The sequence below is a fragment of the Phreatobacter oligotrophus genome, assembly GCF_003046185.1.
GTDB lineage: Bacteria > Pseudomonadota > Alphaproteobacteria > Rhizobiales > Phreatobacteraceae > Phreatobacter > Phreatobacter oligotrophus.
On sequence record NZ_PZZL01000002.1, the window covers coordinates 376,975 to 390,228 of the forward strand.

The following is a 13,254-nucleotide window of genomic DNA, read 5'->3' on the forward strand; positions in this document are numbered from 1 at the left end:
GTGGCCAATCGCAGCGTCGTCGTCACCGGTCTCGGTGCACTCACCACGGCCGGGACGGGCGTCGAGGCTCTCTGGCAGGCCGCCGCCGAAGGCGTGTCCGGCGTCAAGCAGATCACGCTCGACTACGAGTTCGGCAACAACCTGCGCATCGCCGCGCAGGTGCAGGACTTCAACCTCGAGCGCCATTTCCCCGACCTGCGCACCACCTTCTTCGACCGGGTGACGATGATGGCCCTCATCGCCGCCCGTGAGGCGGTCACCGATGCGGGTCTTGCCGACAGCCTGCCGCTCGGCGCCGGCACCTCGGTCATCGTCGGCACCGGCATCGCCAGCCTCGGCACGATCGAGGAATCCTCCCGCAACATGACCCTGGCGCAGAAGCGTCCGGACCCGCTGACGGTGCCGCGCGCCATGATCAGCGCCTCGGCCTCCAACGTTGGCATCGTCTTCGGCTGCACTGGCACGACCTTCGTCGTGTCGAGCGCCTGCTCGTCCTCGGCCCAGGCCCTCGGCATCGGCTTCCAGATGGTGCGGGCCGGCATGACCGACCGGGTCATCGTCGTCGGCGCAGAGGCCATCGTCACGCCCGGCGGGATGAAGGCCTGGGAGATGCTGCGCGTGCTGTCGCCGCAGCTCTGCCGGCCCTTCTCGCGCGGGCGCAACGGCCTGCTGCTCGGCGAGGGCTCGGCCGCGCTGGTGATCGAGGCGGAGGAGGTGGCGAAGGCCCGCGGCGCCCGGGTGCGGGCGCGGGTGCTCGGCTATGGCACCACCTCCGATGCCCGCGACATGCTGAAGCCCGATGTGGATGGCGTGACCCAGGCCATGGCGCTGGCCCTCGCCGATGGTGGGCTTGCCCCGACCGACATCGGCTATGTGAACGCCCACGGCACGGCGACGATCCTCAATGATTCCACCGAGAGCGAGGCGCTCGGCCGGGTCTTCGGCGACCACCTCGCATCGCTGCCGGTCAGCTCCACCAAGCCGGTCCACGGCCACACGCTCGGCGCAGCCGGTGCGATCGAGGCGGTGGTGACGGTCCGCGCTCTCGAAGAGGGTTTCGTGCCGGCCACGATCAACTTCCTCGAGCCCGACCCGGCCTGCCCCATCGATTGCGTGCCCAATGTCGGCCGCCGGCAGGCCTTCGACGTGGCGCTGACCAATTCCTTCGCCTTCGGCGGCATCAACGCCTCCATCGCGCTCGGCCGGGCGGCGTGAGCCTCGTCGGCGCGACCCGCGACCTCGCGCTTGTCGTCGAGGCCGATGCGGCCTCCGTCGCCGCTTTTGCGGCGAGCCTCGACACGCCGGCGGGCCGGGTCCCCACCACCTATCCGATCCGCTGGCTGACCCGGCCGGAGATCGTGGCGGTCGTCGCGGAGCTTGGCGCCGACAGGCCGGGCGCCCTGCCCGTCCATGAGCTCCAGACCATCGAGATGACGTCGCCGCTACCCATCGGCCAGCCGCTGGACCTCAAGGTCTCTGCCGCCCGCACGGACGCGATCCACGTCACCGTCGAGGCGGAGATCCGGGATGGTGGGACGCTGGTCGGGCGGATGCATGCGGTGCTGAGGCTGATGCCATGAGCACCGAGGCCCATCCCGCCCCCTTCGGCACCACCTATCCGGACCGGGTCTTCCCCGGCATCGCCATGGACCGGGTGCGCGCCTATGCGGCCGCCTCGGGCGACGACAATCCGATCCATGTCGATGAGGCGGCGGCACGCTCCATCGGCCTCGAGGGGCCGATCGTCCAGGGCATGTTGCTGATGGGCCTCGTCGACACGGCGCTGGCGGAATGGCTGCCGCAGGGCACCACGGTCAAGCTGTCGACCCGCTTCGCCCTGCCCGTCGCCGTGGGCTCGCCAGTGACGATCGCCGCGCGGGTGGTGCGCGCCGACACGGAGGCAGGACGCCCGCGGGCGACGCTGCGCATCTTCGTCAGGGATGGGAGCGGCAAGGCGGTGGCGCTTGCCGAGGCGGTCGTCGGGCTCTGACAGCAGGGCCCGACTGAGGCGCTCAGGCGATCTGCGCGACCTTCGTGAGGTCGGACAGCACGCCGAGGAAGGTGTCGATGTCCTCGTCCGTGTGGGCGGCGGAGACCGAGAAGCGCAGCAGCACCTTGCCGCCGGGGGTTGCCGGCGGAATGAGCAGGTTCACATAAATGCCGCGCGCGAGCAGCGAGCGCCACATGTCGAGGCCCTGCGCCTTGCCGCGCATGCGGATGGAGCCGACCGGGCCGGGCTCGGCGCAGAGCTGGTAGCCAAGCGCCTGGACCGAACGGCAGAAGCGCTCGGCCTTGCGCCAGAGTTCGGCGCGCAGGGCGGTGTCGGTCTTGATGATGCCGATGGCGGTGCGGGCCGAGGCGACGACGGCCGGCGGCAGCGAGGCGGTGTAGAGATAGGCGCGGGCGAGGAAGCGCAGCGGCTGCAGGGCCGGGTGCGAGGTGACGCAAAAACCGCCAATGACGCCCACGGACTTGGAGAAGGTGCCGACAATCACGTCAACCAGGTGGTCGGCGCCCTGCGCCTCGGTGACGCCGCGGCCGCCCTCGCCATAGAGGCCCATGCCGTGGGCCTCGTCGACCAGGACCAGCGCACCATGGCGCTTGGCGACGGTGGCGAGGTCCTTCACCGCGCCGACATCGCCCCAGACGGAGTAGAGCCCCTCCATCACCACCAGGATGCGCGAGGCCGGAACGGTTGCCTCGGTCAGCAGCCGGTCGAGATCGGCCGGATCGTTGTGGCGGAAGGGCTTGAAGGTGGCACCGCTCGCCCGGCAGGCATCGATGATGCTGGCATGGGAGTGGGAATCGTAGAGGATCAGGTCGCCCTGGCTGGCCAGGCCGCAGATGGTGCCGAGATTGGCCATGAAGCCGGTCGAGAAGACGATCGCGTCGGGCCGGCCGTAGAAATCGGCAATGGTGCGCTCCAGCACGACATGGCCGTTCTGGTTGCCGCTGGCGACGCGCGAGGCGGTGGAGCCGGTGCCCCACTTGCGCAGCGCCTCCTCGGAGGCGGCGATGCAGCGCGGATCGAAATTCAGGCCGAGATAGCTGTTGGTGCCGAACAGCGTGGTCTTGCGGCCATCGATGACGGCATGGACCGGGCCGTCGAGGCGGTCGATCTGGATGAAGGCGGGATGGTCGCCCTCGCCGAACATGCCCTCAACGGAGGCACCGAAATCGGCGATGCGGCGCAGGATCCCGGTCAGCTGGCCGGTCGCAGCGACGGTGTCCGGCCCGCTTTCGGGATGCGCAGAACTATCAGACATGAAACCGCTTTGCCTTTTGTCACCGGACCGTCAAAGAGGCGGTCTCGACGCTATAGTGGGGTTGGCTTTTACAGGCAAGCCGTGCGCCAATTGGAGCACGATATCGTCCTGAAATCGCGTGGACTAAGGGCATTGTCGTCGATCGGGCAGCGGACGGCCGGTTCCGCCTCGGACGGCCGCTGAGTCCCGACAGCTTGATAGACAATCATCTCTTGAGGCCGAAATAAAGGGACATGCCCCACTGGAAGACAGCGCCGGGCACGATGTTGCGGGCCGCCACCATCACACGCTGGGCGAGCGGCCCGACCGTGTAGCGCGGCCCGGTCTTGCGACCCTCGACGATGTCGGCGACGAGGGCTGCGACGCCGGCAGGCGGCGCGCCGGCGCGCTCGTCCTTCTCGTACATGGCGAGGACGCGGGTGAAGTCGGAGGCATAGGGCGAGGCGGGATCGGCCGAGGCGGCGACGCGGACGCGGTTGTCGACGACCGGGGTCGCGGTGTCGCCCGGGGCGACGAGCGAGACGGTGATGCCCTGGCCCGCCACCTCCTGGCGCAGCGCCTCGGTGAGGCCCTCGAGCGCGAACTTGCTGGCGGAATAGAGCCCCTGGAAGGGCATGCCGACCTTGCCGGCGAGCGAGCCCATGTTGACGATGGTGCCGCGGCCGCGCGCCCGCATGGCCGGCAGGACGGCGCGGGCGACGCGGATGGCGCCCAGAACATTGGTCTCGAAGGTGCGGCGCGCCTCGTCGATGGACGTGTCCTCGACGGCGCCGGCCATGACCAGGCCGGCATTGTTCACCACCGCGTCGATGCGGCCTTCGGCGGAGAGGATGGCTGCGATGCAGGCAGCAACGGAGGCGTCGTCCGTCACGTCGAGCTGCACCAGCGACCAGGGCGCATCATGGGCGGCCGGGCGGCGGCTGGTGCCATAGACGCGGTGGCCGCGGGCCTGGAGGAGGTCGGCCGTGGCCCGTCCGATGCCGGAGGACGCGCCGGTGACGAGGATGACGAGGGGGTCCGCCATGGGCTCTCCGCGTTGAGGGAGAGGCCTGATTACCCTCTCAAGGCGGCGCTGTCATGGCCAACGGGGTTTCTCGGTGTTTCCACGCAAGGGCTCAGGCGCAGCGGGCGGTGAGCCCGCCATCGACCGGCAGGCAGACGGCGGTGATATAGGCGGCCTCGTCGCTGGCGAGGAACACGGCGGCGTTGGCCACGTCCCAGCCGGTGCCCATCCGGCCCATCGGCGCCGATTCATGGCGGGCCTTCACCATGTCGTCGGGCGAGCCGTATTGCACCGAGATCTGCTGGTAGATCAGTGGCGTGTCCATGAGGCCGGGCAGGATGGCGTTGCAGCGGATTCCGTCGCGCGCATATTGCAGCGCCACGCCGACGGTGAACTGGTTCACCGCGCCCTTGGCCGCGTAGTAGCTGGTGTAGGGGTAGCCGGTATAGCGCAGGCCGGCGGCCGAGGAGATGTTGGTGATGACGCCGCGGCGGCGCGCCTGCATCGACGGGATCACCACCTTGCAGGCGAGGAACATGCCGGTGACGTTGAGGTCCATCTCGCGCCGCCACTCGTCCTCGGTGAGGTCCGGCGGGCCACCCATCTTCGCGTGACCGACATTGTTGTGGAGGATGTCGACCGGGCCGAACGCGCCCACCGTCCGGGCGATCACGTCCTCGATCTCCAGCAGCCGGGTGACGTCGCAGGCCAGCGCCAGCGCCTGCCCGCCCTCCCCGGCAATGAGGCCGGCGGTTTCCTCCGCCGCCGTGCGGTTCACGTCGACGCAGACGACCTTCGCGCCGGCGCGGGCATAGGCGACGGCGGAGGCCTTGCCGTTGCCCCAGCCGGGGCCGACCGAGCCTGCGCCGAAGACGAGGGCGACGCGGCCCGCAAGGCGTTGCGACGTCATGCTGGTCATCCCGTGTAGCCAACGAGCACCCGCGGCAGCCACAGGACCGTCGCGGGGAAGAAGGAGATGATGGCGAGCACCACCAGGCCGGCGAGGAGGAAGGGCCCGAGCTCGCGGCTCTCCTCCTCGAGCTTCACGCCGGCGAAGTTGGCGCAGATGTAGAGGAGGATGCCGACCGGTGGCGTGATCAGGCCGAGGCAGAGGTTGAACACCATGACCAGTCCGAAATGGACGAGGTCGATGCCCACCGCCTGCACCACCGGCACCAGAACCGGGATGAGGATGAAGAGGGCCGGCAGCGGCTCCATGAAGATGCCGATGATCAGCAGGAAGACGTTGATCATCATCAGGATGATCGTCGGATCGGTGGAGACCGAGGCGATCCAGGCGGCCGTGGCGCGCGGAATGCCGGAGACGGCGAGGAGCCAGCCGAAGCCCGAGGACAGCGCGATGATGAACATGACCAGCGCGGTGTCGAGCGCGGTCTGGACGAGGATCGGCCAGATCGTCCGCCAGTTCAGCTCGCGGTAGATGAAGAAGCCGACGAAGGCGGCATAGACCACGGCGATGGTGGCGCTCTCGGTGACGGTGACGACGCCGCCGGTGACGCCGACGAGAATGATGACCGGCATCATCAGCGCCCACATGGCGGGGCCGATGAGGCGCGGGATCTCGCGCAGCGGCACGGCTTCCGAGACCGGATAGCGGCGCTTCACGGCGATGACATAGGCCGCGACCATCAGCGACAGGCCGAGCAGCACCCCGGGTACGATGCCGCCGAGGAACAGGGCGATGATGGAGACGCCCTTGCCGGCGGAGAGGCCGTAGATGACGAGCGGGATCGAGGGCGGGATGATCGGCCCGTTGACGCAGGCCGCCGCCATCAGCGCCGCTGCGAAGCCGCCGCCATAGCCCTGCTTCTTCATGGCGGGGATGAGCACCTTGCCGAGCGCCGAGGCATCCGCCGCGGCCGAGCCGGACAGGCCGGAGAAGATCATCGCGGCGGTGACGGAGGTGAGCGCCAGGCCGCCGCGGAAGCGGCCGACCATGGCATTGGCGAGGCGGATGATCTGCTCGGTGATGCCGCCGCCATTCATCAGGTTGCCGGCGAGGATGAAGAAGGGAATGGCGAGCAGCGCGTAGCTGTCAGCGCCCACCAGCGTGCGCTGGGCGAGCAGCGACATGGGCAGGCCGCCATGGGTCCAGATGGCCGCCATGGTGGCGAGGCCCATGGCGAAGCCGATCGGGACGGAGACCGCCAGCAGCAGGAAGAAGACGCCGATCAGGACGGTGCCCATCAGAAATCCCCCACTGAGCCTTCGGGACGGCGCTTGGAGGGATCGACGATCTTCTCCACGAAATACAGCATCATCATCCCGCAGGAGACGGGAGCCGCGAAGTAGAAGACCGCCGGCGAGATATCGAGCGCGCCGTAGGTGTTGGGCAGGACGTCGATGGAGAGCTTCAGCCCGTAGATGAAGAGCACGACGATGAAGGAGAGGTTCAGGAGCTCGATCACCCAGAACATGATCGTCTTGGCCCGGCCCTTCAGCATCTCGATGAACATGTCGACGCCGATATGCAGCTTCTGCCGGTAGAGGACGGCGGCGCCGACGAAGGTCACCCAGATGAAGAGGATGTTGGAGACCTGCTCGATCCAGGCGATGGGCGAATTGAGCACATAGCGCCACCAGACCGCGGCGAGGGTGATCAGCACGATGGCGGCGATCCAGGCTCCGAGGAAGAGCTTGGCGACCTCCGTGACCCAGTGGGACAGGGTGCGGATGAGGGCTGGCATGGAATGTCCGCGGTGATGCGAGCGGGCGGGGCGGCGTGGCGGGGAATACCGCCACGCCGGGTCGCGGGATCAGGCGATCTGCGCCATGCGGTCGGCCCACTTCTTGCCGGCCGGGAACTCGTTGATGAGGTTGCGGACCGACTGGGTGAAGGCGGCCTTGTCGACCTCCGACACGACGATCTTCTTGGCCTTCACCTTGACGAGGATCTCCGCGTCGTCGGCGATGACGCGCGGGCGGATCTCCGCCTCCATGTCACGGCCGGCCTGGTCGACGGCGGCGCGCAGCTCCGGCGACAGGCCCTGGTAGACGGCCTGCGAGACCAGGATGCAGTTGTCCTGCATCATGTGCTCGGTCAGCGACATGTGGGTGTTGGCGTCGAAGATGCCGGAGTTGAAGGTCAGCCCCATCGGGTTCTCCTGGCCGTCGATGACACCGGACTTCAGCGCCTGGAACACCTCGGGGAAGGGCAGCGGCGTCGGCGAGGCGCCGAAGAGCTCGAAGGTGCGGCGCCACAGCGCCGTCTCCGGCACGCGGATCTTGAGGCCGCGCATGTCGGCGGGCGTCTTCACCACGCGGTTGCAGGAGAGCATTCGCGGCATGCGCGGGATGGCGGCAATCGGCCGGATGCGCGCGGTGCGGGCGACATCCTCCTGGTACTCGGCGCGCAGCGTGTCCCAGATGCGGTCCTTGTGGGCGACATCCTTGAACAGATAGGGGTGGGTCCAGACCTCGGCCGGGCGATAGACGCCGGCGAGCACGCCCTGGCCGGGCGAACCGACATGGATGGCGCCCTGCTGCACCGCCTCGATGTGCTCGCGCTCGCCACCCAGCGCGCCGGCATGGTGGTTGGTCACGACGATCTGGCCGCGCGTCAGTTCGCCGAGGCGTTTGGCGTAGAAGTCGAGCGAGATGCCGATGAAGTCCTGCTGGGCAGCGGCGCTGGCGCCGATCCACTGGAGCGTCTGGGCGCGCAACACGGCAGGCATGGCGACCAGGGCCGAGCCGGCGGCGAGACCGCCGAGCACGGCGCGGCGGGATGCACGTGTGGTGTCAAAGGTCCGGGTCTTGTCAGGGGTCATGGGGTCCTCCTCCGGGGTGAGGCCCGTTCGCCGGGCTCGGGTTGGTTCGTTTCCTCGAAAATGCCGCGCCGGGTTCCCGGTCTTCGGCGGGTGGCCGCGCCCGCTGGAGGGCGCGCGCGGCCGTCATGTCGTCACGCGACCTTGGCGTTGGGCTTGGCGAAGGCCGCCTCCATCTCGCGGCGGACCTTCACGGCGAGGCTGTCGGCGTCATAGGCGACGTCCGACCACTTCAGCCGCTGGCCGGCCTTGATGGGGTTCTTGAGCTTGACGTTGTGGGCAAGGCCCAGCGGCAGGTAGCCCTGGTCGAGCGAGGCCTCGGCCGGGGTCTGCTTGCCCCAGACGCAGAAGCCGCCCTCACCGTCCAGCATCTCGCCGGGGGTGAGGTCGCGCTTGGCGGTGGCGACCACGTCCGAGTTGAAGCAGATCGGCGCGCCCGTCGGCTCCTTGCGGAGCGCCGCGGAAGCCACCGAATAGCCGAGCTCGAGGCCGATCATGTGGATCGGCCGGTAGAGGCAGGAATACTTGCCGGAGGAATCCGGCAGCATCGAGTACTCGCGGAAGCATTCCTGCGTGTAGGCGCTGTCGCTCTCGAAGACGACATAGGTGCCCATGACCAGGGAATGCGGCACGTCGGTGCCGTCGCGATAGACCGAGGAGGTCACCTCGGTAACGCCGGCCTTTTCCAGCACGCCGCCCGCCGAGCGCGGCTTGCAGATCTCGGCGTGCTCGAAGCGCGTCGCCGGCGGGAAGGACAGGCCCTCGGACTGGGCGTGCAGGCCGGTGGCGTTGCAGACCGCCGTCATCTCGATGCCGGACTTCGTGCCGTCGACGAAGGAGTTGAACATCTTCGGGTTGATGGAGTTCCGGTCACGGATCTTCATGTACTTGTCGAGGATGTCCCAGACCGTGTCGGGCGTCGACTGGTGATAGGTCGGGTGGTAGCGCGTGCCCTTGCCGGCCGCGACGACGCGGAAGCCGCAGGAGCGCGCCCAGTCGACATGGTCGGCGATGAGGGCGGGCTGGTCGCCCCAGGCGAGGGAATAGACGACGCCGGCGGCGCGGGCCTTGCGGGCGAGGATCGGCCCCGCCACGGCGTCGGCCTCGACGTTGACCATGACGATGTGCTTGCCGTTGTCGATGGCCTTCATGGCGAAGCGGATGCCGGCGCCGGGATCGCCGGTCGCCTCGATCACCACCTCGATGCCGGGATGGGTGATGAGCTTGTCGGCATCGTCGAGGATGACGGTGCGGCCGGTCTTCAGCGCATCGTCGATGGAGGCGGAGCCATACTGCTCCTCCGGCCAGGAGCCGAGCTTCAGCTGGGCGCGGGCGCGGGCCATGTTGAGATCGGCGACGGCGACGAGCTGCATGCCCTCGGTCAGCCGGCACTGGCTGGCGAACATGGTGCCGAACTTGCCGGCGCCGATGAGGCCGACGGTAACGGGCTTGCCGGCCGCCTTCCGCTCGAGAAGCATCCGATGGAGGTTCATGCGATCGTCCTCTGACTGTGCGGGGCACGGCGCAGCGCGCCGGGGATCGCCGGGACCAGGTCAGCGGGCGCGAGAGGTCGTTCGCGGACGGCGGCGAGCCGGTCCGGCGGTCATGGGATCCCCTGATCTGAGGGTGTCCCCCGTTTCCTCCCCCGCGACCCTGTTGACCGGGCCGTCGACGTATCTTGAGGGAACGCTAACAAGGGTTTGAATTTCACGGAAACGAAATAAACTGGTGAAACCGATGAGAGGATTTCACCGATGATCCGGGGCATGCCGCCGCTGAAATGCCTCCAGACCTTCTCGGCGGTCATGGAGACCGGGTCCTTCGCCAAGGCCGCCGAGCAGCTCAACGTCACGCCCTCGGCGATCAGCCACCAGATCCGCATGCTCGAGGACATTCTCGGTAAGCCGCTCTTCGCCCGGCGCAACCGCACGGTGCTGCCGACGGAGGACGCCATCGCCTATGCCAATGCGCTGGGCGAGAGCTTCACCCGCATCGCGGTGGCGACCAGCCGCTTCGCCTCGGAAGGATCGGTGCAGCGGCTGATGCTGCATTCGGCGCCGAGCCTGGCGACGCTCTGGCTGGTGCCGCGCCTTGGCTCCTTCCGCGCCCGCCATCCGGAGATCGACCTGACGCTGTTCGCCGGGCACGAGCCTGCCAAGCTCGGGGACGACGGGGTGATGATCGACATCCAATATAATCGCCCGGTGCCGGAGGCCTGCGAGGGCCTCGTCCTCTGCGAGGAGACGATCATGCCGCTGGCGAGCCCCGCCTTCGTGGCGCGGCACCGGCTGGAGCGGGTGGAGGATATCGGCACGGTGCCGCTCATCCATTCGGTGAGGAGCGTCGTGCAATGGGACCAGTGGGTCGCCCGCCACGCGCCGCATGTGATGCTGGCGCGCGGCGGCATGACCTTCGACCGCGCCTATCTCGGGCTGATGGCGGCGCGGGACGGGCTGGGGCTGATGCTGGAGTCGAGCCTCCAGGCCGGCGGCATGCTGGCGGCCGGCGAGCTCGTGGCGCCCTTCGGTCCGCTCGGCGTGACGGCAGTCGCCCACCGCGTGGTGTTCCGCCGGGAGGACCGGGCGCGGCCGCAGATCGAGGCCTTCCTCGCCTGGATCACCGATGAAATGGCGACCGACCGCGCCCGGATCGACGGCGCTCAGCGCGTCAGCAGGGCGGCGCCGTAGAGACCGAGGGCGAAGACCGTGTGGCCGAGGATGTTGAGCATCCGGATCTGCATGGCGTTCGGCCGCTTCATCGCGGCGATGCCGGCGCCCATGCCGGGCTGGAGGATGAACCAGCCGCAGCCGATGGTGACGTAGCCGACGATCAGCGCAGGGATTAGGGTCGGGTTCTTCGCCCAGCCGGTGCCCCAGATGGCGAGCAGCGCCATGGCGAAGGCAATGCCGACGGCATAGTGGAAGACCCAGCCGATGGCGAGTTCGTTCGGGACCGGATCGGCCCGGCCGATGTCCTCGTGGACGAAGCGGCCACGCGGCAGGTGACCGACCCAGCGGCCGACCATGGCCCAGTTGGGCGGGGCGATGCCGAAGGCGCGCTGCAGGAACAGGGCCCAGAGGTCGAGCAGGGCGGTGGCGGCGGCGCCGATGACGATGGCGCGCCAGAGAAAGTCGAACATGGAAGCTCCCCCGAAGACGCGCTTCTGACGGCGCGGTGGCGCAATCTGGACGAGGCCGGCCGGAACGGGAAGCGGGTCGGGCCGGGATGGCAGGGTTGCGCGGAGGCGGGATCAAGGGCGCGGTGGTCCGCTCCGCCCCTCACCCTTCCCTCTCCCCGCAGGCGGGGAGAGGGGGACTTTGACGTTGAGCTTCGTCCTGGTCCGGCATGCCAAGCACAGCCGATACCTGAAGAACGCGACGCTGACGCCCCCTCTCCCCGCAGGCGGGGAGAGGGAAGGGTGAGGGGCATAGGGCAAACCCTCAGCGCGGCGGCGAAAATTCCGCAGCGCGCAAAAATGCAACCGCCTCACGCCGCCAAAGCCGGTAACTCTGCCCTCCTTCTTACGGATAATCCCGCATACAATCGCCCCGGAATACAGTGTTTGTATTATTGCACCTGCTCACGATTTCGCATCTGCACACTATTCGTCTGCGCTTCGTGAGTATCCGTATCTAGGACTTAATCGATTTTTGGCGTTTACTGGCCGAACCGCCGAAGCCGGCGGGTGCGGCATCGATCCTCGACGGACCGGTTGCAGGCACCACAAGCCGGCACGGGGCAACGCACCGCGGCACCGCCGCCGCTGTTCACGGGAGGACTTCGACCATGCGCAGGCAGACCCTCGACCGCCGCCGGTTCCTCGCGGCGACCGCGATCACCACAACCGCCCTCGCCGCGCCCTTCGTGCGCGGCGCCCATGCCGCCGGCAAGCTGTCGCTCGGCCTGTGGGACCACTGGGTGCCCGGCGCCAACGATGCCGCCACGGCTGTCATCAACGAATGGGCGGCCAAGGAGCGCGTCGAGGTCACGATCGACTACATCCCCTCGCAGGGGAACAAGAACCTCTTGACCATCGCCGCCGAGGCGCAGGCGCGGTCCGGCCATGACATCCTCGCCATGCCGACCTGGTGGCCCCATGCCCATGCCAACCAGCTCGAGCCCGTGAACGACATCATGGGCCCGCTGATGCAGCAGAACGGCAAGGTCAACGGCACGGTCGAATATCTCGGCAAGCTCGGCGACAAGTGGCTCGGCGTTCCCGCCACCATCGGCTCGCAGATCAAGGGCCCGGTGTCGCGCCTCGACCTGATGAAGCAGCATGCCGGCCTCGACATGCAGGCCATGTATCCGGCGGGCGCCGCGCCCAAAGCGGATGCCTGGAACATGGACGCCTATGCGAAAGCCGCGGAGGCCTGCCACAAGGCGGGCGTGCCCTTCGGCGTGGGCCTCGGCGAGACGACCGACTCGGTCGACACGGCCGGCGCCTTCTTCCTCGCCTTCGGCGCCTCGCTGGTCGACGCCAAGGGCGAGATGACCGTCAAGTCCGATGCGGTGCGCGAGGCGCTGACCTATCTCGCCCGCGTCGGGAAGTTCTATCCGGCCGATGCGCCGGCCTGGGACGATGCCTCCAACAACCGCTGGATCGTCTCCGGCCGCGGCGCGATGATCATGAACCCGCCGAGCTCCTGGGCGGTGGCCAAGCGCGATGCGCCGCAGGTCGCCCAGCAGCTCTGGCACCATGGCTTCCCGCAGGGGCCGAAGGGCCGGTTCTCGCCCTTCCTGCCCTATTTCTGGACCATCTGGGACTTCTCGCGGAACAAGTCGGCGGCGAAGAGCGTGCTGGTCCACATGTCCAGCCGTGCGGCTGCGGAGAAGTTTGTCGAAGCCTCGGCGGGCTACGACATCCCCTCCTTCGACAACTTCCTGACCTTCAAGACCTGGCAGGAGGCCGATCCGCCGAGGGGCACGCTCTATCACTACCCGAACCCGCACAACCACCAGACGCTGTCGATCGCCGCCTCGCCGGCGCCGCCGAAGATCGCCCAGCAGATCTACGCCCAGGGCACGCTCACCAAGATGATCGTGCGCCACATGCAGGGCGAGGCGCTGGAGCGCACGCTCTCCTGGGCCGAGAGCGAGGTCGAGGGCTTCCTGCGCGGCTGAGGCGCGGGACTTCCAGGCCAGGACGGGGGGCGCCGCGCGCGCCCCCTGTTCCCATCATGTCGAAACGGCCCGCTGC

General features: G+C 68.5%; 13 protein-coding genes. 5 read left to right on the plus strand and 8 right to left on the minus strand.

Translation table 11 applies throughout. The features are described 5' to 3' along the window. The 3 genes from C8P69_RS05760 to C8P69_RS05770 are packed head-to-tail and all read left to right on the plus strand — an operon-like array spanning position 1 to position 1,990. Complete coding sequence (locus C8P69_RS05760; protein ID WP_245901882.1) at positions 1-1,215, plus strand: beta-ketoacyl-[acyl-carrier-protein] synthase family protein; 1,215 nt, start codon at positions 1-3, stop codon at positions 1,213-1,215. After that, positions 1,212-1,580, plus strand: coding sequence for a hypothetical protein (locus C8P69_RS05765; RefSeq protein ID WP_108174906.1), 369 nt, complete (start codon positions 1,212-1,214; stop codon positions 1,578-1,580). Before C8P69_RS05760 ends, C8P69_RS05765 begins: the two co-directional genes overlap by 4 nt. Beyond that, complete coding sequence (locus C8P69_RS05770) at positions 1,577-1,990, plus strand: MaoC family dehydratase (RefSeq protein ID WP_108174907.1); 414 nt, start codon at positions 1,577-1,579, stop codon at positions 1,988-1,990. Before C8P69_RS05765 ends, C8P69_RS05770 begins: the two co-directional genes overlap by 4 nt. Before the next feature lie 22 nt (positions 1,991-2,012). Here C8P69_RS05770 and C8P69_RS05775 read toward each other — a convergent pair whose 3' ends face one another. The 7 genes from C8P69_RS05775 to C8P69_RS05805 all read right to left on the minus strand — a co-directional run bounded on the left by C8P69_RS05775 (position 2,013) and on the right by C8P69_RS05805 (position 9,547). Continuing rightward, complete coding sequence (locus tag C8P69_RS05775) at positions 2,013-3,266, minus strand: aminotransferase class I/II-fold pyridoxal phosphate-dependent enzyme (protein WP_108174908.1); 1,254 nt, start codon at positions 3,264-3,266, stop codon at positions 2,013-2,015. Between the two features lie 205 nt (positions 3,267-3,471). Next, complete coding sequence (locus C8P69_RS05780) at positions 3,472-4,290, minus strand: SDR family oxidoreductase (RefSeq protein WP_108174909.1); 819 nt, start codon at positions 4,288-4,290, stop codon at positions 3,472-3,474. A 91-nt stretch (positions 4,291-4,381) separates the two neighbouring features. Continuing rightward, positions 4,382-5,188 (minus strand): SDR family NAD(P)-dependent oxidoreductase, encoded by an 807-nt coding sequence (locus C8P69_RS05785; RefSeq protein ID WP_108174910.1) that lies wholly within the window; start codon positions 5,186-5,188, stop codon positions 4,382-4,384. After that, positions 5,185-6,477, minus strand: coding sequence for a TRAP transporter large permease (locus C8P69_RS05790; RefSeq protein ID WP_108174911.1), 1,293 nt, complete (start codon positions 6,475-6,477; stop codon positions 5,185-5,187). Before C8P69_RS05790 ends, C8P69_RS05785 begins: the two co-directional genes overlap by 4 nt. Then, complete coding sequence (locus C8P69_RS05795) at positions 6,477-6,977, minus strand: TRAP transporter small permease (protein WP_108174912.1); 501 nt, start codon at positions 6,975-6,977, stop codon at positions 6,477-6,479. Before C8P69_RS05795 ends, C8P69_RS05790 begins: the two co-directional genes overlap by 1 nt. A gap of 69 nt (positions 6,978-7,046) precedes the next feature. Next, positions 7,047-8,057, minus strand: coding sequence for a TRAP transporter substrate-binding protein (locus C8P69_RS05800; RefSeq protein ID WP_108174913.1), 1,011 nt, complete (start codon positions 8,055-8,057; stop codon positions 7,047-7,049). A 131-nt stretch (positions 8,058-8,188) separates the two neighbouring features. Continuing rightward, a complete protein-coding gene (locus C8P69_RS05805) occupies positions 8,189-9,547 on the minus strand; it encodes an NAD(P)H-dependent oxidoreductase (protein ID WP_108174914.1) in 1,359 nt (452 codons plus the stop codon). 261 nt (positions 9,548-9,808) lie between these two features. On the opposite strand from C8P69_RS05805, the gene C8P69_RS05810 reads away from it, so the two are divergent. Beyond that, complete coding sequence (locus tag C8P69_RS05810; protein WP_108174915.1) at positions 9,809-10,741, plus strand: LysR substrate-binding domain-containing protein; 933 nt, start codon at positions 9,809-9,811, stop codon at positions 10,739-10,741. Here the strand turns inward: C8P69_RS05810 and C8P69_RS05815 are convergent. Beyond that, positions 10,714-11,193, minus strand: a complete 480-nt coding sequence (locus C8P69_RS05815; protein WP_108174916.1) for a DUF2938 domain-containing protein — start codon at positions 11,191-11,193, stop codon at positions 10,714-10,716. The genes C8P69_RS05810 and C8P69_RS05815 overlap by 28 nt on opposite strands. Before the next feature lie 647 nt (positions 11,194-11,840). Here C8P69_RS05815 and C8P69_RS05820 point away from each other — a divergent pair. Then, the gene (locus C8P69_RS05820; RefSeq protein ID WP_108174917.1) at positions 11,841-13,178 is read left to right on the plus strand and encodes an ABC transporter substrate-binding protein; all 1,338 of its coding nucleotides are present in this window, start codon (positions 11,841-11,843) and stop codon (positions 13,176-13,178) included. The last annotated feature ends 76 nt before the right edge of the window (positions 13,179-13,254 follow it).